16 protein-coding genes are annotated in these 18,823 nt (G+C 73.7%); 4 read left to right on the top strand and 12 right to left on the bottom strand.

What is annotated here, in order from left to right:
• Positions 1-54: 54 nt before the first annotated feature.
• Together AX018_RS05590 and AX018_RS05585 are read right to left on the bottom strand one after the other, a co-directional pair.
• On the bottom strand, positions 55-537 hold the full coding sequence (locus AX018_RS05590; RefSeq protein ID WP_111876319.1) for an NUDIX hydrolase: 483 nt from the start codon (positions 535-537) through the stop codon (positions 55-57).
• A 49-nt stretch (positions 538-586) separates the two neighbouring features.
• Positions 587-1,492 carry a DMT family transporter gene (locus AX018_RS05585; protein ID WP_111876317.1) on the bottom strand — a complete coding sequence of 302 codons (906 nt, stop codon included), beginning with the start codon at positions 1,490-1,492 and terminating at the stop codon, positions 587-589.
• 135 nt (positions 1,493-1,627) lie between these two features.
• On the opposite strand from AX018_RS05585, the gene AX018_RS05580 reads away from it, so the two are divergent.
• Together AX018_RS05580 and AX018_RS05575 are read left to right on the top strand one after the other, a co-directional pair.
• Entirely contained in the window at positions 1,628-2,512 is an 885-nt protein-coding gene (locus AX018_RS05580) for a LysR substrate-binding domain-containing protein (protein WP_111876316.1), read from the top strand.
• A gap of 117 nt (positions 2,513-2,629) precedes the next feature.
• Positions 2,630-4,447 (top strand): hypothetical protein, encoded by a 1,818-nt coding sequence (locus AX018_RS05575; protein ID WP_245951448.1) that lies wholly within the window; start codon positions 2,630-2,632, stop codon positions 4,445-4,447.
• 86 nt (positions 4,448-4,533) lie between these two features.
• Here AX018_RS05575 and AX018_RS05570 read toward each other — a convergent pair whose 3' ends face one another.
• Positions 4,534-5,064, bottom strand: coding sequence for a GNAT family N-acetyltransferase (locus tag AX018_RS05570; protein ID WP_211322375.1), 531 nt, complete (start codon positions 5,062-5,064; stop codon positions 4,534-4,536).
• Between the two features lie 193 nt (positions 5,065-5,257).
• On the opposite strand from AX018_RS05570, the gene AX018_RS05565 reads away from it, so the two are divergent.
• Positions 5,258-6,994 (top strand): GGDEF domain-containing protein, encoded by a 1,737-nt coding sequence (locus AX018_RS05565; protein ID WP_111876314.1) that lies wholly within the window; start codon positions 5,258-5,260, stop codon positions 6,992-6,994.
• 108 nt (positions 6,995-7,102) lie between these two features.
• Here the strand turns inward: AX018_RS05565 and AX018_RS05560 are convergent, their stop codons facing one another.
• The 4 genes from AX018_RS05560 to AX018_RS05545 form a co-directional block, all read right to left on the bottom strand.
• The gene (locus AX018_RS05560; RefSeq protein ID WP_111876313.1) at positions 7,103-7,810 is read right to left on the bottom strand and encodes a riboflavin synthase subunit alpha; all 708 of its coding nucleotides are present in this window, start codon (positions 7,808-7,810) and stop codon (positions 7,103-7,105) included.
• A gap of 214 nt (positions 7,811-8,024) precedes the next feature.
• The gene (locus tag AX018_RS05555) at positions 8,025-10,256 is read right to left on the bottom strand and encodes a response regulator (RefSeq protein WP_245951447.1); all 2,232 of its coding nucleotides are present in this window, start codon (positions 10,254-10,256) and stop codon (positions 8,025-8,027) included.
• Positions 10,257-10,387: 131 nt separating this feature from the next.
• A complete protein-coding gene (locus AX018_RS05550) occupies positions 10,388-10,879 on the bottom strand; it encodes a DUF2127 domain-containing protein (RefSeq protein ID WP_111876312.1) in 492 nt (163 codons plus the stop codon).
• A 110-nt stretch (positions 10,880-10,989) separates the two neighbouring features.
• Positions 10,990-11,922, bottom strand: a complete 933-nt coding sequence (locus AX018_RS05545; RefSeq protein ID WP_111876311.1) for a DMT family transporter — start codon at positions 11,920-11,922, stop codon at positions 10,990-10,992.
• A gap of 66 nt (positions 11,923-11,988) precedes the next feature.
• Here AX018_RS05545 and AX018_RS05540 point away from each other — a divergent pair, with 66 nt between their 5' ends.
• A complete protein-coding gene (locus tag AX018_RS05540; RefSeq protein WP_111876310.1) occupies positions 11,989-12,942 on the top strand; it encodes a LysR family transcriptional regulator in 954 nt (317 codons plus the stop codon).
• A gap of 209 nt (positions 12,943-13,151) precedes the next feature.
• Here AX018_RS05540 and AX018_RS05535 read toward each other — a convergent pair whose 3' ends face one another.
• From AX018_RS05535 to AX018_RS05515, 5 genes are all read right to left on the bottom strand, one after another.
• Positions 13,152-14,021 carry a siderophore-interacting protein gene (locus AX018_RS05535; protein ID WP_111876309.1) on the bottom strand — a complete coding sequence of 290 codons (870 nt, stop codon included), beginning with the start codon at positions 14,019-14,021 and terminating at the stop codon, positions 13,152-13,154.
• Positions 14,022-14,296: 275 nt separating this feature from the next.
• Complete coding sequence (locus tag AX018_RS05530; protein WP_111876308.1) at positions 14,297-14,827, bottom strand: PadR family transcriptional regulator; 531 nt, start codon at positions 14,825-14,827, stop codon at positions 14,297-14,299.
• 144 nt (positions 14,828-14,971) lie between these two features.
• Positions 14,972-16,687, bottom strand: coding sequence for an FAD-dependent oxidoreductase (locus tag AX018_RS05525; RefSeq protein WP_111876307.1), 1,716 nt, complete (start codon positions 16,685-16,687; stop codon positions 14,972-14,974).
• A gap of 173 nt (positions 16,688-16,860) precedes the next feature.
• The gene (locus tag AX018_RS05520; protein ID WP_111876306.1) at positions 16,861-17,772 is read right to left on the bottom strand and encodes a LysR family transcriptional regulator; all 912 of its coding nucleotides are present in this window, start codon (positions 17,770-17,772) and stop codon (positions 16,861-16,863) included.
• Between the two features lie 68 nt (positions 17,773-17,840).
• Positions 17,841-18,818 (bottom strand): Bug family tripartite tricarboxylate transporter substrate binding protein, encoded by a 978-nt coding sequence (locus AX018_RS05515; protein WP_111876305.1) that lies wholly within the window; start codon positions 18,816-18,818, stop codon positions 17,841-17,843.
• Positions 18,819-18,823: the final 5 nt, after the last annotated feature.

Raw genomic sequence — 18,823 nt, 5'->3', positions numbered from 1 at the left:
TTTCGGGCGCCGCGCCCGCCGCCCGGCCCCGGGGAACGCCCGGGCCGCGCCGGGTCATCGCGGCGAGAACACGCTCGCGTCGGTGTGGATCAGGCCCAGGGGCTGGCGCTGTCCGGCGAGGTAATCCTCGATGCAGCGCATCACCAGCGGGCTGCGGTGCCGGTCGGCGCAGGAGCGCAGCTCGTCGGGCGTCATCCACACGGTGCGCACGATGCCGTCGTCCAGCGCGCGCCAGGCGTGGTGCGCGCCCAGCGTGCCCGTGAAGGCGAAGCGCAGGTAGGTGATGTCGTCGCCCGAGCGGGTGCGCGTGAAGCGGTTGAGGTACACGCCCACGAGCGCCGAGGCGGTGAAGTCGTGGGCCGTCTCCTCCAGCACCTCGCGCACGCAGGCCTGCTCGGGCGATTCGCCCGGATCGAGGTGCCCGGCCGGGTTGTTGAGCCGCAGGCCATCGGCCGTGTCTTCCTCGACGAGGAGGAAGCGCCCGCCCTGCTCGATGACGGCGGCCACGGTGACGTTGGGTTTCCAGCGGTTGGGCATGGCGCGCATTATGACCACGCGTTGCTACCGTTGGGCTCCGGGTCGTCCCTCAGCCCGGCCGTGGCGGCGCGGGGCGCAGCACCAGCCACAGCGCCAGCGCGATCAGCACGCCGCCGGCCGCGTGCGCGCCGGTGACGGCCTCGTCCAGCAGCAGCCAGCCCCAGGCCACCCCGAAGAGCGGCACCAGGAAGGTGACCGAGAGCGCCTTCAGCGGCCCCACGTCGGCGATCAGCCGGAAATACAGCACATAGGCCAGCGCCGTGCACAGCAGGCCCATGGCCAGCAGGGCGCCCCAGACCCGGGGCGAGGCCCCTACCCAGGCCGCGGCCAGGCCCGGCTCGCTCCACGCCTGCCAGAACGCCCAGGGCGCCAGCACCAGCACCGCACCCCACTGGCTGCCCAGCGCCACCATGCGGCTGTCGAGCCCGCCGCGCGCCGTGATCCAGCGGCGCGTGAGAAATCCCGCCAGGCCGTAGCACGCCGTCGCCACGAGGCACGCCGCGATGCCGGCCAGGACCGGCGCCGACAGCGCCACCGGCCCGGCCTGCGCCAGCACGGCCACGCCAGCCATGCCCAGCAGCACGCCCGCCGCCCCGGCGCCGGTGATGCGCTCGCCGAACACCGCCGCGCCGATCAGCACGCCCATGAGCGGCGTGGTGGCGTTCAGCATCGCGCTGTAGCCGGCGGGCAGCACGCGCGCGGCCAGCGCGAACATGCAGAACGGAATGCCGGAATTGACCACCCCCAGCACGAGCACCGCGCCCAGCCGGCCCTGGAAGGCCGGCCGCCGCGGAGGCAGCGCCAGCAGCGCCATGAGCCCCAGCGCGGCCAGCGCCACGCGCCCGAAAGCGGTCGGCACGGCGCCCAGCACGGGCACCGTGTAGCGGGTGAACAGGAAGCTGCCGCCCCACAGGGCGGCCAGCAGGAGAAGGCGCAGCAGGCTGGCAGGCGGCATGAAAAAAACCCTGGCAGTGGGAAAGCGGTGTCCGGCCCGGAGCACATGCCCCGGTCTTGCGGCGATTGTCGGAACCTTCGTGCAGCCCAGCCAAACGATTTATCCTGACGGACTGTTTATTTCTACTGAACCCTCATGCGCCTACCCCCGCTCACCGCCGTGCGTTTCTTCGAGGCCGCCGCGCGCCACCTGAGCGTGCGCGGCGCGGCGCAGGAGCTGCACGTCACGCCCGGCGCCGTGTCGCAGCAGTTGCGCAAGCTGGAGGAGTTCCTCGGCTGCGCGCTGTTCGAGCGCCTGCCGCGCGGGCTCGCGCTCACCGCGGCCGGGCAGGACTACCGGGCGGCGTGCGGCGAGGCCCTGGCGCTCATCGGCCACGCCACCGCGCGCCTGTCCGTGCAGGGCCGCCGCGCGGTGCTCGTGAGCTGCACGCCCGGCTTCGCCGTGCAGTGGCTCGTGCCGCGCCTGCAGGATTTCCACCGGCTCGCGCCCGATACCGACGTGCACGTGAGCACCACCGACCGGCTGGTCGATCTGGCGGCCGAAGGCGTGCACTTCGCGGTGCGCCACGGGCTCGGCGCGTACCCCGGGCTGCGGTCCGAGGTCCTGGTGGCCGACGACCTCGTGCCCGTGTGCAGCCCGCGCCTGATCGCGCCGCGCCGCGTGGCGCGCAGGGCCGACATCACCAGCGACCGCCTGCTGCACGACGAGCACCGGGGCGACTGGCGGCTGTGGTGCGCGGCCCAGGGCATGGCGGGCCTGGATTGCGAGCAGGGCGTGGTGTTTTCGCGCTCCAACGGCGCGATCGAGGCGGCGCTCGCGGGCCGGGGCTTCGCGCTGGCGCGGCGCGCCTTCGTGGCCCGCGAGCTGGCCACGCGCGCGCTCGTGGGCGTGCAGGCGGCGCCGCTCGCCACGGCGCTGGCCTACCGGCTCGTGTACCGCCCCGAAGCGCTCGTGGACCCGGCCCTGCGCACCTTCCATGGCTGGATCACGGCGCAGGCCGCCTGCGCCGCCCGGGCATAGACGGGCCCGGGCGGGGCGCCGCTTCGCGCGGCGGCGCAGGCCTTCGCACGGGCGGCCCGGGCGCGGGGGCGGCGCGCATAGGCTGCAAACCTCCCTTTTTTGCGTCCGGCCCATCCCATGCCATCGATCCAAGCCCCCCGTCCCACCTCGCCCACGGCCGCCATGGTTCCGCCGGCCGCCACGGAGACCTCTGCGCCCTCCAGCCCGGCCCGCACGCCAGCCCGCCTCGCCTCACCCGAGGGCATGCCCTCCGCGCAGGGCTCCGGGCGCGGCGCGGGCGGCGCCACGCCGCCGCGCTCGCCGACGCCCTCGCCCACCCTGTCGCGCACGTCCAGCCACGACAGCACCGCGAGCGCCACCCCCCAGGAAGCGCAGGCGAGCGCCGCCACCGGCGTGTGGACCCGCGCACGCAACGCGGCCAAGGCCGCCGCGCGGCTGGCCGATGCGCGCACGGTGCTGATGCGGGGCGACGATGCCGAGTTCATGCAGGCCCTGCGGGGCCGGGGCGATGCCGAAAGCGCTCCGCTGCCCGCCGGCAGCACCCTGCCCGAGCTGCGCGAGGGCACGGGCGAACTGCGCGCCAGGCTGCAGGACCCGGCGGTCCCCGAGGGGCTGCGCCAGCACTTCGAGGGCAAGCTCGCGCACCTGGAGTCCACGCTCGATGCCCTGGAGACGGAGCAGCCGCTCGCGCGCCGCGCCGCCGTCTACCTGGCCATGAACACGCTGCTGCCGGCCGTGCCCGTGGCCATCCCGGCCTACAGCCACCAGAACCAGTTCGAGGCCGAGCTGGCCGGCCTCTACGCGAAGACGGCCCTGATGGCCGTCGGCTCCGTGCGCTCGCCCACGGCCGCGAACCGGCACAGCGTGATGGACCATTTCATGTCGCGGCACTACATCAACGTGGTGCAGGCCGCGATCTTCGCGCTGCCCACCTTCGTGCCGAAGCTGCAGCAGCTCAATGCCAACCCGGGCTTCAACGTGGCCGCGGGCATCGCCTCCACGACGGCCCTGTTCGTCGGCTTCTTCAGCAAGGAGATGCGCGAGATGTACAACCAGCGGCGCCATGGCGTGCCCGACCCGGCACTCGCGGCCGCCGGCCGCACGCTGGACGGCGACGTGGACATCCATGCGCCCCACCCGCCCACGCACGAGCCGGCCGCCGCGGCGGCGGAGAGCGCGCCTTCCCCACGCACGCTGCTCACCGAGGCGCTGGAGCGCGCCCGCGCCGGCCAGAAGGCGCTGGGCGACGGCAAGACCGGCTTCCTCGACCAGGGCAAGGAGCTGAGCCCCGTCACCAGCAAGCAGGTCACGCTGGCCGCGAACGCCTTCCTCGACATCGCCACCGACCTGGAGCGCGTGCTGGGCACGGACGGCGCGCAGGCCGCAGCCGGCGACAACCCCGACCGGATCGCGAAGAACGCGCTCGCGCTGTTCACCACGTTGGTGTGCCTGACCACCACCGCGCTGATGTACCCCGACAGGATCGGCATGGTGGACCTGGGCTCCGACGCGGCCTTCACCGCCGCGCTGATGCTGCACAACGCCAACAACCCGAACATGACGCGCGAAGATGCGCTGGAGGAGTTCAAGTCCTTCGCCGGCCTGAGCCTGGTGATGATCGCGGTGCTGGTCGCCAACCGCGCGGCGGGCGATTTCATCGAGAAGGACACCACGGGCATGCTGCTGGGCTCGGTGGCGATGGCCGTGCTGAACATGACCATCCCCGGGCCCATCGGGCACGCGGCCGGCGCGGGGATCGAGAAGCTGCTGTCGCTCAAGCCGGCCGACCTGTTGGACGCCGCGCGCGGCATCGGCCACAACGCGCTGGAGCTGTTCCGGTGGTGCGCGCGGCGCGATGCGCCCGCGCCCTCGTCGGTGGAACTCACCGAGATCGAGACCCCCGCCCACGCGCCCTACGAGCCCGTACCCCATTGAACCCACAAGGCCCACAAGGCCCACAAGGCCCACAAGGCCCACAAGGCCCACAAGACCCACAAGGCAGCGGGCCGCGGCACCCGGGCCTACAGAAGCCGCGCCATGTACACCGCCTGCGGCCCGTAGCCCGCCAGGCGGGCGCGCTGCGCCGGGTCTTCCAGCGCGCGCACGGCATAGCCTCGGCGCTCCCAGTAGCCCCGGGAGCCCTGCACCGCGACCAGCGCCGTGTGGCGCAGGCCGGCTTCGCGCCCCCGCCGCCACATCGGCTCCAGCAGCGCGCGGGCCAGCCCCTGGCCGGCGCAGTCGGGCCGCACGGCCATGTCGTGCAGGTAGAGTGTGTCGGGCGGGCACGGCGGGGCCTCGAAATCGCCGTGCAGCGGCGTCACCTTGTCCAGCAGCGACCCGTACGCGGCCAGATAGGCATGCACCGCGCCGCCGCGCTCCAGGGCCAGCGAGCGGTTCACGGGGCTCGCCAGCCGGCGGGCGAACACCTCGCCGCTCTCGACGAAGCCTTCGCCATAGCAGGCGAGCTGCACCGCCAGCAGGTCGGGCAGGTCGGAGGGCACGAGCGCGCGCACGGTGGGCGCCGGCGGAGAAGCGTCGGGGGATGCGTTCATGGCAATGGCCGAAAGGCCGGGGGGCGAGGAAGATGCACCGAAGGCGACGGCCCGCGCATTGTGGGCCCGCCCGCCCGCGACAGGGCCGTGAAACCCGAATGTAATAGAGTGTCAACATCGCAAACCATAAGCCGATAACCATTGACTTAGTCCGCCCCCTTCACCCAGGCCCTCGCCAGGCCGCTGTCTCGCCATGTCCCTGAATCTTCTGCTGCGCCTCCTGGGCATCCTGCTGGCCGCCGTGACGGCCACGCTGGCCGTGCGCGGGACGCTGGCGGAGTGGCGGTCGTGGCGCGCGGCCGAGGCGGGCGAGCACGCCCTGGCGGACCTGCGGCTGGGCCTGGTCGCCGCGGAGATGGTGTCGCGCGAGCGCGGGCCCACGAATGCCCGGCTGGGCGCGGCCGACAACCCGCCCGACACGCAGGCCGTCGCCGCGCTCGCGCAGGCCCGGGCGCGCACCGACCAGGCCTTGCGCGCGCTGCGCGAGAGACTGGAGGCCCGCGCCCCCGCACCGCAGGCCGATGCCGCGCCGCGCGACGTGGACGCGGCCACCGAGGCGCTCGCGCAGGCCCGGGCCATGGCCGATGCGACCATCGCGCTGCCCCGGGCCGAGCGCACGCCCGCGCAGGTGCGCGCCAGCGTCTATGGGCTGGTGGCCGTGGTGCCCATGCTCGCCCCCGCCACCAGCGCGCTCATCCAGGCCGTGCGCGCCTCCCAGCCGGCGCTGGACGGCGACGTGCAGGCGCTGCGGGTCACGGCCGAGCTGCGCGAGCACGCGGGCCTGCTGGGCTCGCACTTCACGGCGGCGCTGGCGCGGCAGCAGCCCTTCACGGCGGAGGACCGGCGCGCCATCGAGCAGACGCGCGGGCGCATCCAGGCGCTGGAGTTCCTGCTGGAGCAGCGGCTCGCCCGCCAGGACGTGCCGACCGACATCGCCCAGGCCTGGAAGGAAGTGCAGCAGGGGTACTTCAGCCATGCGATGCAGTCCATCGTGGGGCCGGTGATGGCCGCCGGCGAGACCGACGGGCGCTACGGCACCACGGCGGCCGAGTTCGCCGCGCGCTACGTGCCCGAGATGGCGAAGGTGCTGGAGCTGCGCGACCGGATGCTGGCCCGCCTCCAGGCGGAAGCCGCCGACGCGCGCGAGCGCGCGCTGCGCAGCCTGCTGGCCGTGGTCGCCGCCTCGGCCGCGCTGTGGGCGGCGCTGGCGGGCGCGCTGGTGGTCATGCACCGGCGGGTGCTGCGGCCGCTGGTCCAGACCACCCGGGCGCTGGAGGCCCTGGCGCACAACCGGCTCGACGCGCCCCTGCCCCGCCCCGCCGCCAACGACGAGATCGCCGCCGTGATCGGCGCGGTGCGCGCCCTGCAGGACCAAACGCGCGCGCGCCAGGTGCTGGAGCGCGAGCGCGACGGCCTCATCGCGCAGCTGCGCGAGCAGTCGCTCACCGACTTCCTCACCGGGCTGCCCAACCGGCGCGCGTTCTTCACCGCCGCGCGCGAACGCATCGCCCAGGCGCACCGCCACCGCTTCGGGGTGGTGGTCATGCTGCTCGACGTGGACCGCTTCAAGGCCTTCAACGACCGGGAAGGCCATGCGGCCGGCGACGAGGCCCTGCGCGCCGTGGCGCAGGCGGTGCGCGCCGCGCTGCGCTCCGGCGACCTGGCGGCCCGCCACGGCGGCGAGGAATTCGTGGTGCTGCTGGGCCCCTGCGAGGCCATCCCGGGCCTGGCGCGGGCCGAGGAACTGCGCCAGGCCATCGCGGCCGTGCGGGTGCCGCTGCCCTCGGGCGGGAGCGCCGTGCTCACGGCGAGCGTGGGCGTGGCCGCGTCGCAGCACCACGGGCTGGGGCTGGACCACCTGCTCTCGGAGGCCGACGCGGCGCTCTACCGCGCCAAGCACGCGGGCCGCAACCGGGTGATAGCGGCCTGAGCGCCACTCGGCACGCACGCTACATCTTCAATAGCAAACAATCCAGCAAACACGGCGACATGGAGCCTGAAACGCTCCCAACCGGCCCCTCGGGCGCCCGCGGAGGCCTCAGCGGGGCAGCCCGGCGGGCGGCTGCACGAAATCCTCCAGCGACAGGCCCTTCTCGCGCAGCAGCGCCTCCAGCACCGGGCGCAGGCCGCCCAGGCTTTCCTCGACGGCTTCGCGCACGGTGTCCACCACCACCTGGGTGCTGCGCTCGATCTCCACGTTGAGCCGGTCGCCCGGCGCCATGGCCTCGAACACGGTGGCGCGCCGCGTCTCGGGAATGAGCCAGACCTCGAACCAGCCCTCGGAGCGGTTCACCTCCGAGACCGTGAGGCTCGCGCCGTGCAGGGCGATGTAGCCCTTGGCGAAGACGTATTTGCGGAACGCGGGCGGCACGGCCACGCGCCACACGCGGTTGTTCTCCGAATCGCGCACGCTCTCCAGCACGGCCGGGAAATCGATGTGGCCCGAGAGCGGGTGGCCGCCGATCTCGGCGCCGTCCTTCGCGGCGCGCTCCACGTTCACGCGCCGCCCCTGGGCGTAGCCGCCCAGCGTGGTCACGTTCAGGCTCTGCAGCATCACGTCGAACGCTGCGGCGGTGGGCGAGCGCAGTTCGGTCACCGTAAGGCACACGCCATCCACGGCCACGCTGGCGCCGATGGCGAGCCCTTCGCAGAAGCCCGCCGGGAACTCGATCACGAAGGTGCGCAACCCCTCGCGGTCCTGCAGGTCGGCGAGGGTGGCGGTGGCTTGGACGATGCCTGTGAACATGGCGCGGAGGTGCTTTCTGGAGAGGGGAAAAAGGGCGCCGGGCATTGTGCCACCCACCCTCCGGCCGCGCCGCGCGGGGCTTTTTGTGCCCACGCGGGCTGGCGATCGACGAGACAGAGATGGGCCTCTGTCTGCATGGCGAAGGTTTCATGCAGCCTGCGCCACGCCCTGGCCTGCGGGAGAAATCCGATGGCCCGCCCTTCAGAGCATGTTCTCAGGCCCTGGCGCCCACAAGCGCCGAGGCCACGCGCGCGGCCAGCGCGCCCAGGTCGAAGGGCTTGGTGAGCACGCCCATGCCCGGCTCCAGGTCGCGCTCGCCGATCACGGCCTGTTCGGCATAGCCCGTGATGAACAGCACCGGCAGGCCCGGGCGCAGCACGCGGCCGGCGTCGGCCACCTGCCGGCCGTTCATGCCGCCGGGCAGGCCCACGTCGGTGAGCAGCAGGTCCAGCGGGCCGTCGGCGCGCAGCGCCTCCAGGGCCGCGGGGCCGTCCGCGGCCTCCACGACCTCGTAGCCGTGTTCGCGCAGCGCATCGGCCACCATGGCGCGCACCGCGGGCTCGTCGTCCACCACCAGGATGCACGGCGCGGCGCCCCGCGCGCCCGCCGGCGGCGCGCCCGGCACCAGCGGCGGTGGTGGTGCCTCCTCGCCCGGCGCGGCGCCATCGGCCGGCACCGGGCCGTCGTGCCGGGGCAGCCAGAGCGTGATCGTGGTGCCCTCGCCCTCGGCCGAGGCGATGGAGGCCGAGCCGCCCGACTGCCGCGCGAAGCCGTACACCATCGACAGCCCGAGCCCGGTGCCCTGGCCGATGGGCTTGGTGGTGAAGAAGGGCTCGAACGCGCGCGCGGCCACCTCCGCCGGCATGCCGGCGCCGGTATCGGCCACGGCCAGCGCGACGTAGTCGCCCGCCCGCACGCCGCAGGCCTGCGGCCGGGCGCCGTCCAGGTGGTGGTTGGCGGCGAGGATGCGCAGCGTGCCGCCGTGGGGCATGGCGTCGCGCGCGTTGATGCACAGGTTCAGCAGCGAGTTCTCGATCTGCCCCGCGTCGGCGCGCACGGCCCACAGGCCGGGCGTGGCGCCGAACACCACGTCGATGCCCGGGCCCACGGTGCGCTGCACCAGCTCGTGCATGCCGAGGACGAGCTGGTTCAGGTCCACCACGCGCGGCGCGAGCGTCTGGCGCCGCGAGAACGCGAGCAGCCGGTGGGTGAGCGCGGCGGCGCGCTTGGCCGAGCGGTGCGCGGTGTCGATGTAGCGCCCGAGCTCGTCGTAGCGCTGCTGCCCGGCGCGCAGCCGCAGCAGGTCGAGGCTCGCGATGATCCCCGCGAGCAGGTTGTTGAAGTCGTGCGCGATGCCGCCGGTGAGCTGGCCCACGGCCTCCATCTTCTGGGCCTGGCGCAGCGCCTCTTCGGTGGCCATCAGCTCGCGCGTGCGCGCCTCGACCTTGCTCTCCAGCGTGTCGGCGAGGGCGCGCAGCTGCCGCTCGGCCAGGCGGCGCTGCACGGCCATGCGCGTGCGGTGCGCCACCGCCCGGATGAAAGCCAGCTCCGGCGGCGTCCACACGCGCGGCACGGGATGGTTGATGAACAGCATCGCCACCAGCCGGCCGCCCTCGATGAGCGGCAGGTTCACCAGCGCCCGCGTCTGCACGGCGGCCATCGGCTCCGGGTGGGGCGCGGTGCTCTCGTGGGTGGCCGTGTCGGCGATGACGACGATGTGGCCGCGCAGCAGGTCTTCCACGAAGCTGCCGTAGTCGGGCAGGTGGTGCGGGCCCTGGGCCGAGCGGATGCCCGGCGCGGTCCAGTCGCGCGCGATGTGGAGCGTGCGCGTGCCCGCATCGATGTCGCCATAGCCCGCGCGGCCCACGTCCAGCGCCTCGCCGAGCAGGCGCGATGCCTCGTAGGCCATGTCGGCCGGGTCTTCGAGCAGGCGGAAGCTGTCGTCGAGCTGCAGCATGGCCTGGATGCGGCGCTCGACGATCACCTGCTCGGTGATGTCGTGCGACGTGCCGGCCATGCGGATCGGCCGGCCCTGCGCGTCGGTCCACCGCTGCGCCCGCACGTTCACCCAGCGGATGCGCCCGTCCGGGAAGACCACGCGGTAGTCGATGGCGTATTCCTCCCCGGTGGCGATGGTGTGATCCACCGCGGCCTGCATGCGCGCGGCGTCATCGGGGTGCACCGCCGCCAGCACCTGCGCGTAGCTGAGCGGCTCGTCGGGCGCGCGCCCGAAGTTCTCGCGGCAGACCTCCGAGCTGGTGAGTTCGAGCGTGTCGAGGTCCAGCTCCCACAGCCCCAGGCGCCCGGCCCGCGCGGCGAAGCGCAGGTACGCCTCGCGCGCCTCCAGCGCACGCAGGCGCTGCGCCATGTCGTCGGCCGGTGCCGGCGGGACGTGCGCGCCCCCGCCCTGCGGCGGCACCGGAATCGGAGCGGACGAATGGGTCAATGTGGAAACCTCCCCCCAGGACAGGCCCGGCGCGCGGTTCGCGCTCGGCCGCTTTCCGCCGGGCCCAAGGGGTCGGATTGTGACGCAATCGCCGCGCCGGGCGGGCGGCCTCGATCCGCACCCGGTCGGTGTCAGGCCGGTGGCGCGGCCTCCCGGCGCGCCCACAGCCGCCACCCCAGATAGCCCACCACCACCGCGTTGAGCGCGATCACGGCGGTGGCGGCCAGCGTGGGATGGTGCAGCCAGTGCCGCAGCTCGAACGGGATGTAGAGCGCCCCCGACAGCGCGCCCAGCCATTCGCCCCAGGCCCGGGCGGTCCACAGGCCGTAGGCCTCCAGGAAGCGCACCGCCGCATAGGCGGAGACCGCCGCCAGCAGCGGCCGCAGGTCCGCCTGCGCCCAGAGGTCGATGCGCGAGAGCAGCAGGGACGGGTAGTGCGCCCCCGGGTCCAGCCCCACGTGCCCGATCAGGGCCACCGCGACCCGGTGCAGGTCGTGGTGCGCCAGCCCCAGCAGCCCCATGCCGGCCGCCAGCGCCAGCGCGCCCTTGAGCGCCTCGAAGCCGGCGATGGCCCGCAGCGCGCGGGCGGGCGGAGGGGACGGGCGGGGCGGAGGGGTCGGCATGGTCGGGCAGGGGCAGCGCAAGGAAGGGAACGGGGAGGCCCTCCAGTATCCACGGCGGCCCGCATGCCCGGCGCCCGGTGCCACACGATCACGGGGCGGTTACTGGGCGCTCACGGGGCACCGGGTCGCCAGCGCAGCGTCCACAGCGCCGCGCCCACGATCAGCGCCGCCCCCAGCCAGCCGGTGGCGCCCAGGCTCTCGCCCAGCCAGACCACCGCGAACAGGGCGCCCCAGGCCGGCTCCGTGCCCATCAGCAGGCCCACGCGGCTTGGCGCGCCCTGCGCCAGCGCCCGGTTCTGCACGATGAAAGCGAACACCGTGCAGCCCAGCACCATATACAGGCAGGCGGCCCAGAAAGCCGCCTGCCCGGGCAGCGCGGGCAAGCCGCCCGGCAGCGATGCCGCCGCGAGCAGGCAGCCGCCGCCCACCACGGCGGACTGCACCGCCGTCAGCAGCAGCACGGGGGCCTGCGCGTGGCGCCGCGCGAGCCGGCTGGTGGCGCAGGCGGCCAGGGCGCGCAGCACGGCGGCCGCCAGCACCAGGGCGTCGCCCCGGCCCCACGCCATGCGCCAGCCCCCCGTCAGCAGGGCCACGCCGAGCAACGAGACCGCCGCGGCGCCGAACACCGCCGGCGCGGGCCTGCGGCCCAGCAGCAGCCATTCGGCGAAGGGCGTGAGCACCACGCACAGGCTGATGAGCAGCGCGGCATGGCTGGCCTGGGTGTGGGCCACGCCATAGGTCTCGCACACGAAGATGGCCATCAGCAGCACCCCGAGCGGCAACCCCGCGCACAGCGCGGCGCGGCGCTGGGCGGGCGTGGTGCCGCGCAGCGCCACGGGGGCCAGCAGCGCGGCCGCCAGCAGGAAGCGCACCGCCAGGAAGCCGAAGACGGGGTAGAACGCCAGCGCCCCCTTGGCCACGCCATAACTGGTGCCCCAGACGATGGCGACGAGCAGCAGCGCCCCGTCGGCACCCGAGAGGCCCGGGACGAGCGCGGCATGCGGGCCCGGGCCGCGGGAGGAAGAAGGCGTGGATGACGGCATGGCGGGGATCGTAGATTCACGCGCCCGGATCGATAATCCATGCCATCGGCACAGCATTGATTCCCCATGCGCACGAATGAAGCCCTCGACAGCCTGCCCGACATGGCCGTGTTCGCCCGCGTTGTGGCGGCCGGCAGCTTCTCGGGCGCGGCGCGCACGCTTGGGCTCACGCCCTCGGCGGTGAGCCGGCAGGTGGCGCGGCTGGAGGGGGTGCTGCGCGTGCGGCTGCTGGAGCGCACCACGCGCCGGCTGCGGCTGACGGCGGCGGGCCACGCGGCCCACGCGCGCTGCATGGCGCTGGAGGCCGCCGCGCGCGAGGTGCTGCAACTGGCCGACGCGCACCACGGCGCCACCCCGCAGGGGCTGGTCCGCATGAGCGCGCCCAAGGCCTATGCGCGCCAGCGCATCCACCCGCTGGTGGCGCCCTTCCTGGCCGCGCATCCGCAGGTGGACGTGCAACTCGTCGTCACCGACCGCGTGGTGGACCTGTTCGGCGAGGACATCGATCTGGCGATCCGCATCACCGACGCGCCGCCGCCCGGGCTGGCGGGCCGGCCGCTGGAGGCGGTGGAGCACATCGTCTGCGCCAGCCCCGCCTACCTGGAGCGGCGCGGCACGCCACGGCATCCGCGCGATCTGGCGGGGCACGACTGCATCTGCCTGGGCGAGGACGCGCACGACCGGCGCTGGCGCTTCGCGCGGGGCGCCGGACGCGCGGCAGAGCAGGCCACGGTGGCCGTGCGCGGGCGCTACGCGGCCAACCACAGCGAGATGCGGCGCGACGCGGCCCTGGCGGGCCTGGGCATCGCCAGCCTGCCGGGCTTCGCCGCGCGCGCGGCGCTGGAGAGCGGCGCACTGGTGCGCGTGCTGGCCGGCTGGCGGCACGACACGGCCTACTCGGGCACGGCCTGGCTGCTGTACCCACCCAACCGCTTCCTGCCACCGCGCACGCGGGCCTGGATCGACCACGTGGCCGCGGGGCTGGCCACGGAGGCCGGATCACCCCCCAAAAGCCGCTGAGCGAATCGGGCACCGACGGCTCGCGCCGGCATGGTCTCGCGCCACATGAAACCGGCGCTGCGCCACCCATCCGATGGCCGCGGAGCAGGCCACGCCAGCAGACGCCGTGGAGCCGGCTCCGCCGGTCCACCGGCGTCGCCCCCCCTCCGGCAGCGCGCAGCGCAGCCAGAGAGGGGGGGAGGCGGCGCAGCCGCCCGGGGGGGTGCTCCTCACTCCTCCACGGTCTCATGCGCGCCCGCGCTGCCGCGCCGCCAGTAGCCCGAGGCCTTGATCCACTTGGGAAACACGCCGCGCTCGCCCACCAGGTGCGCGCGCACCGCCTTGGCCACGGAGGTCTCGCAGCCCACCCAGGCATGCACGTCGCCGGCCGGCAGGTCGAGGGCGCGCAGGGCCTCCAGCAGCCGCGCGGGCTCGCCGGGCGCGCCGCCCTGGCGATGCACCCAGTGGATGCGCGCGGCGGCCCGCGTGGGCAGGGGCTGCTCGTCGGCCGGGCCGTCCACCTCGATGACCGCCAGCGCGGGCGCCCCGGCGGACAGCTCTTCGAGGCGGCGGGCGATGGCGGGCAGGGCCGTGTCGTCGCCGATGAGCACGTGGCCGTCGAAGGCCAGCGGCACCAGCAGCGAGCCGCGCGGCCCGCCCACGCCGATGTGCTGGCCCGGCGCGGCCTGCAGCGCCCAGACGGTGGCGGGGCCGGCGTCGTGCACCGCGAAGTCGATGGCGAGCGTGCCGGCCTGCGCGTCGTGGCGGCGGGGGGTGTAGTCGCGCATGGTGGGGCGCGGCCCGTCGGCGGCCGGCGCGCCCTGCGCGTCGAAGCGGGGCAGCACGACGGCGCCCGTGGCCGGATCGGGCAGGAAGAGCTTCACGTGGTCGTCGAAGCCGGGGCTGTGGAAGCCCGCGAGGTCATCGCCCGCGAGCGTGACGCGCACGCAGTGCGGCGTGAGGCGCTCGACACCCTGCACGGTGAGGGTGCGCATACGCAGCTCGTGGCGCACGCGCTGCAGGGCGCGGGCGGCCAGTTGCTCGGGCGAGGGCTGCGGCGCGGCGGGGGAAGCGGGGGAAGCGGAGGTATGGGGGGTCATGCTCTGGCTTTCTGCCGGCGCGGCCGGCGGTGGAAACGGTGGAAGAAGGCAAGAAAGGAAGCGCCATCCATCGCGGGGCGGCGCCCGCGGACCCGGGCCATGGCGCGCTCTGGCGGCGCGCTGCGCAACGGGGCCGCGCGGCGGGGGCGTTCAGAACGTGTTCACGCTCTCATACGGGTTTGCCATCAAAGAGAGAACAAGGCGCGAAGCTGCAGACAGTGCAGTAGCACGGCAAAGCGAAGCAACGCAGTTATCTTTTTGATGGCAAAGCCGTATCAGAGCCGCTCGATCCGGCGCGCGGCCTCGTCCAGCACGTCGGCGATGGCGTGGACCTGGGCCTCGGCCAGCGGCTCGCGCGCCAGCCGCATGTGCAGCGCATGCCGCAGGTTGTGCACGGCGCGCTCCACGGGCGCGGGCCGCTCGCCGGGCGGGCCGCCGCCGCGCATCGCCGCGCCGGGGGCCAGGCGCGCCAGCAGCGCGTCCACCTCCTCGCGGTGCTCCTGCAGGTGCGCCACGCCCGTGTCGGTGATGGTGTGCAGCTTGCGGCCGCCGCCCTCGGTGCTGACGGTGACGTGGCCCATCTCCTCCAGCAGGGTGAGCGTGGGGTAGATCACGCCGGGGCTGGGGCTGTAGCTGCCGCCCAGGCGCTCTTCGATGGCCTTGATCAGCTCATAGCCGTGGCGCGGCTTGTCGGCGATGAGCCGCAGCAGCACGAGGCGCAGCCCGCCATGGCCGAACACGCGGCCGCCGCCGCGCCGCATGCCCGGAGGGCCCATGCGCGGGTCGAGGAATTCGGGGTCTCTCATGGTTCAGAAAAAGATATATCGATCTCGATAAGATATATCGAAGTCATATCGATTTCAGGCCACGGCACCATGCCCCCACCGCGCTCGGGGTCAAGGCGTGCATCTCGGATGCGTGTTAACGGTCCCCGTTTGCGGTGGCCGTGGTCAGGCCCACTGGCCCGCCGCATGGCCCCGCGTGAACGCCTCCTCGAACACCGAGTACCCCGACCAGTCGGCGTGCGCGAAGGCCAGCCGCGCGGAAGCGGGCGCGGCCAGGGCGGGAACGCGCTCTCCATTGGATAGCGCATAACGTCGATTCGACGGCGACATGCGGCCGATCTGGCTCAAGAATGCCAGCGTGCCCGGCACGGGGATGGACATGGCGTGCCCGTAGCGCGTGATCTCCACGCGCGTGACGCGGGCGCGCAGGTCCGGGTGCGGCACGGACAGGCTCGCCAGGATGGCGTCGCGCCAGTGCGTCCAGGGCTGCTCGGCGAGTTGGCGGCGGCCGTCGGGCAGATCGCCCAGCGCGCGGTAGTAGGTGAGCACCGTGGGCCCCGGGCGCGGGTCCAGGCGCTGGTGGCCCGCGTCCACGTAGCCCAGGCCGCCGGGCGCGGGATCGGCATAGAGCACGTTGTCCCAGGCGGGCGCGGCGCCCTCGCGGTCCGCGAGCGGGGCGTCGGTGCGCAGGTTGGCCACGAGCCACGGCGCCCACTGCAGCCGCCGCGCGGCCTGCGCGAGGAAGGCCGGCGGGTTGCGCACCACGCGCGCGGCCACGAACACCGGCAGCGCCACCACGCAGCGCCGCGCCTGCCAGCGCTCGATGCTGTCGCTGGCGTGGTGCAGCACGTCCACCTCCACGCCGCGCCGGGTCTCCTCGATGCGCAGCACGGTGCTGCCGGTGCGCAGTTGCCCGCCGTCGTGCAGCGGCGCGGCCAGCCGCTGGGTGAGCCAGCCGTTACCCTCGGGCCAGGTGAGCACGCCCTCGCGCTCCTCGGAGGCGGCATCGCCCGGCGCGTGGAAGCCGTGGCGGCTGGCGAAGTAGTGGATGCCGGCCCAGGCCGACACCCGCGCGGCGCCTGCGCCGTAGTCGTCGCGGCAGCAGTAGTCCAGGTACCAGCGCAGGTGCGTGTCGTTGAAGCCTTCCTGCGCCAGCCAGGCCTCGAAGGTCACCGCATCCAGGGACCGCAGGGCGGCGGACTGCGGCTGGTCGGGCTTCCAGAGCTTGAACGTGGGCATGGCGAAGCGCGCCGCGCGCCCCAGCTCGGCCACGCGCTCGGAAAAGCGCCGGTACTGCGCGAGCGTCTCCGCGCCCACGCCGTTCACGGGCAACAGGCCCTCCTGCCACGCGCCCTGGAAGAACAGCCGCTCCTGCGGGCTGTGGCACAGGTAGCGCTCGTCGATCTGCCAGCGCCCGGCCACGCGGCGGCGCAGGCCGAGTTCTTCCAGCAGGTCCTGCACCTCGCGCGCGCCGTCGCCCGGCACGGGCAGGTAGTGCGCGCCCAGCGGGCAGGCGATGCCGCCCACCTGCCCCGCCCGGCTGTTGCCGCCGGCCGCGTCCTCCAGCTCCAGCAGCACGAAGTCGTCCACCCCGGCCAGGCGCAGCGAGCGCGCCGCCGCCAGCCCCGCCACGCCGCCGCCCGCGATCACCACCTGCGCGCGGCGCACGATGTCGGGCTCGATGGCCTCGCCCTTGCTCAGCCGGTCGCGCAGCGCATGGCCGCGCTCCATGTCGATGCCGGTGAAGCCGCCCTCGGGCGGGGGCGGCGGGCCGCTGCAGCCCGGCAGCAGCGCAGCGGCGGCCGAGGCCCCGGCGGCCTGCAGCCAGTGGCGACGGCTTGGCGCCGGAAGGGGGGAAGGCACAGCAGCGTTCAAGGTCATCGCAGGGACGCGCGGGCGCGCGCAGGAGGGGGGAGGATCGAAGACTGTAGCGCCAGCGCGCGGCGGCGGCTCCCCGAGGGTCCGATGGCTCGGACTGCGATTGCTATGCAATCGATAGCAAACTTTTCAATGGATACGGCGACATTCGACCCAAAACCCGCCAAATCAGTGCGTCAGGCAGCGACGCCGAGCACGCGCCGGATCTCATCGGCCACGGCGTCGATCAGCGCATGCGCTGCGGTGCCCAGGGGCCGTTGGGGATCGCTGACCCGGACGACCTGCCGCACGATGCGGGGGGACTGGATGGGGCAGACCCGCAGCGTTCCCTCGTTGACGGCTCGCTGGACCACGATCCGCGGCAGGACGGTGGCGAAACGCGTGCTCTCCACCAGGCGCACGATGGTGCCCAGCACATCGACCTCGTATTTGGGCGCGAGCGTGATGCCCTCCTGCTGCGCGGCGGTATCGAGCACGCCGCGCAAGCCGTGGCGCCGCGTGGGCAGGATCAGGTCGAGCTCCAGATCGGGCAGCCGCGCCAGCCGGATGCTGGGCGGGAGCAGCGGGCCGCAGGCGCTGCCCGTCACCAGCAGCATGTCTTCCTCGGCCAGCGGCTCGACCGCCAGCGACAGCCTGGCGCGGGGCAGGTTGATGATCGCCGCATCGACCTGGCCGTTGCTCACCCAGTCGATCAGGCTGGTGCTGTAGCCCACGGCGATCATGACTTCCACGTGCGGATAGGCATCGCTGAAGCGCGACAGCGCGTCCGGCAGCACGCTTTCAGCCAGCGAGGACAGCAGGCCCAGCGAAACCCGGCCCGTGACGGCCTCGCTGCGCTGCAGCAGTTCGGCGCGGGCCGACGTGAAGTCGCGGGCGATGGGCGAGAACAGGCGGTACATGTGCCGGCCCGCGGCCGTGGGCGACATGCCCTGGCGCTTGCGCTCGAACAGCTGCTGGCCCAGCTCCTCCTCCAGCCGCGCGATCTGCATGCTCAGGGTGGGCTGCACGATGCCGAGCCGCCGTGCGGCCTGGGTCACGGAGCCGTCCTCGAACAGCGCGAGGAAATACTGAATCTGGCGGAAGTCCATCGCTGCGTGGCGGCCCGATGATCGTGGGCCGCGCGGGATTGTAGAGGCCGGCGCGAACCGGCCGGCCTTCAGTCGAGGGCGATGTTGGCATTGCGGACGATCGGCTCCCAGCGCGCGCTCTGCGCCTTGATGTACCGGTCGAAGTCCTCCACCGACCCGCCCGCGATTTCCACGCCCTGGGCCGCGAAGATGGCCTTGACATCGGGCTGGGTGAGAATGCGGGCGACTTCGGCATTGAGCTTCACGAGAATGGCGCGCGGCGTGCCGGCGGGCGCCGCGATGCCGTACCACGGCGAGATCTCGAAGCCGGGGTAGCCCTGTTCGGCAATGGTGGGAATGTCGGGCTGCGCGGCCAGCCGCTTGAGCGACGTCACGCCCAGCGCACGCATGCGTCCGGACTGGACATGGGGCATCGCGTTGGGCAGGTTGTCGAACATCACGTCCACCTGGCCGCCGAGCAGGTCGGTGATCATGGGGGCGCTGCCCTTGTAGGGGATGTGGGCGATACGGGTGCCGGTGACGCTCTTGAAGTATTCCATCGCCAGGTGCAGCGAGGTGCCGCTGCCGGCCGAGGCATAGTTGAGCCGGTCGGGCGCGGCCTTGGCCGCCGCGACCAGGTCCTTGACCGTCCTGTAGGGCGAGTCGCTGCGCACCACCAGGAGGTTGGGCGCATAGCCGGCCAGGATGATCGGCGCGACGTCGCGCTGCACGCTGTACGGCAGGTTCTTGTAGAGGAACTGGTTGACCACCGTCGGAAAGCTGGCGATGAAGAGCGTGTAGCCGTCGGGCGGGGACTTGACGCCCGCCTCGGTCCCGATGATGGTGCCGCCGCCGGGCTTGTTGTCGGCGATGAAGGGCTGGCCCAGGCTGTCCTGGAGCTTCTTGCCGACCACCCGGGCCAGGGTGTCGTTGAAGCCGCCGGCCGGGTACGGCACGATGATGCGCACCGTGCGTCCGGGATAGCCGTTCTGCGCGAAGGCGGGCATGAGCGCGCCGGCCAGGGGCGCGACCAGTGCGGCGGAAAAATCTCTGCGGCTGAGTTGCATGCTGT

Source organism: Paracidovorax anthurii (assembly GCF_003269065.1).
Taxonomy (GTDB): domain Bacteria; phylum Pseudomonadota; class Gammaproteobacteria; order Burkholderiales; family Burkholderiaceae_C; genus Paracidovorax; species Paracidovorax anthurii.
The sequence above is the reverse complement of the archived record's forward strand: the minus strand, read 5'-3'. Positions and strand labels throughout refer to the sequence as shown.

What these genes read in the sequence shown, in the direction of transcription:
- AX018_RS05590 (WP_111876319.1), bottom strand. Translation starts at nt 537, where the DNA reads ATGCCCAACCGCTGGAAACCCAACGTCACCGTGGCCGCCGTCATCGAG.
- AX018_RS05585 (WP_111876317.1), bottom strand. Translation starts at nt 1,492, where the DNA reads ATGCCGCCTGCCAGCCTGCTGCGCCTTCTCCTGCTGGCCGCCCTGTGG.
- AX018_RS05580 (WP_111876316.1), top strand. Translation starts at nt 1,628, where the DNA reads ATGCGCCTACCCCCGCTCACCGCCGTGCGTTTCTTCGAGGCCGCCGCG.
- AX018_RS05575 (WP_245951448.1), top strand. Translation starts at nt 2,630, where the DNA reads ATGCCATCGATCCAAGCCCCCCGTCCCACCTCGCCCACGGCCGCCATG.
- AX018_RS05570 (WP_211322375.1), bottom strand. Translation starts at nt 5,064, where the DNA reads ATGAACGCATCCCCCGACGCTTCTCCGCCGGCGCCCACCGTGCGCGCG.
- AX018_RS05565 (WP_111876314.1), top strand. Translation starts at nt 5,258, where the DNA reads ATGTCCCTGAATCTTCTGCTGCGCCTCCTGGGCATCCTGCTGGCCGCC.
- AX018_RS05560 (WP_111876313.1), bottom strand. Translation starts at nt 7,810, where the DNA reads ATGTTCACAGGCATCGTCCAAGCCACCGCCACCCTCGCCGACCTGCAG.
- AX018_RS05550 (WP_111876312.1), bottom strand. Translation starts at nt 10,879, where the DNA reads ATGCCGACCCCTCCGCCCCGCCCGTCCCCTCCGCCCGCCCGCGCGCTG.
- AX018_RS05545 (WP_111876311.1), bottom strand. Translation starts at nt 11,922, where the DNA reads ATGCCGTCATCCACGCCTTCTTCCTCCCGCGGCCCGGGCCCGCATGCC.
- AX018_RS05540 (WP_111876310.1), top strand. Translation starts at nt 11,989, where the DNA reads ATGCGCACGAATGAAGCCCTCGACAGCCTGCCCGACATGGCCGTGTTC.
- AX018_RS05535 (WP_111876309.1), bottom strand. Translation starts at nt 14,021, where the DNA reads ATGACCCCCCATACCTCCGCTTCCCCCGCTTCCCCCGCCGCGCCGCAG.
- AX018_RS05530 (WP_111876308.1), bottom strand. Translation starts at nt 14,827, where the DNA reads ATGAGAGACCCCGAATTCCTCGACCCGCGCATGGGCCCTCCGGGCATG.
- AX018_RS05525 (WP_111876307.1), bottom strand. Translation starts at nt 16,687, where the DNA reads ATGACCTTGAACGCTGCTGTGCCTTCCCCCCTTCCGGCGCCAAGCCGT.
- AX018_RS05520 (WP_111876306.1), bottom strand. Translation starts at nt 17,772, where the DNA reads ATGGACTTCCGCCAGATTCAGTATTTCCTCGCGCTGTTCGAGGACGGC.
- AX018_RS05515 (WP_111876305.1), bottom strand. Translation starts at nt 18,818, where the DNA reads ATGCAACTCAGCCGCAGAGATTTTTCCGCCGCACTGGTCGCGCCCCTG.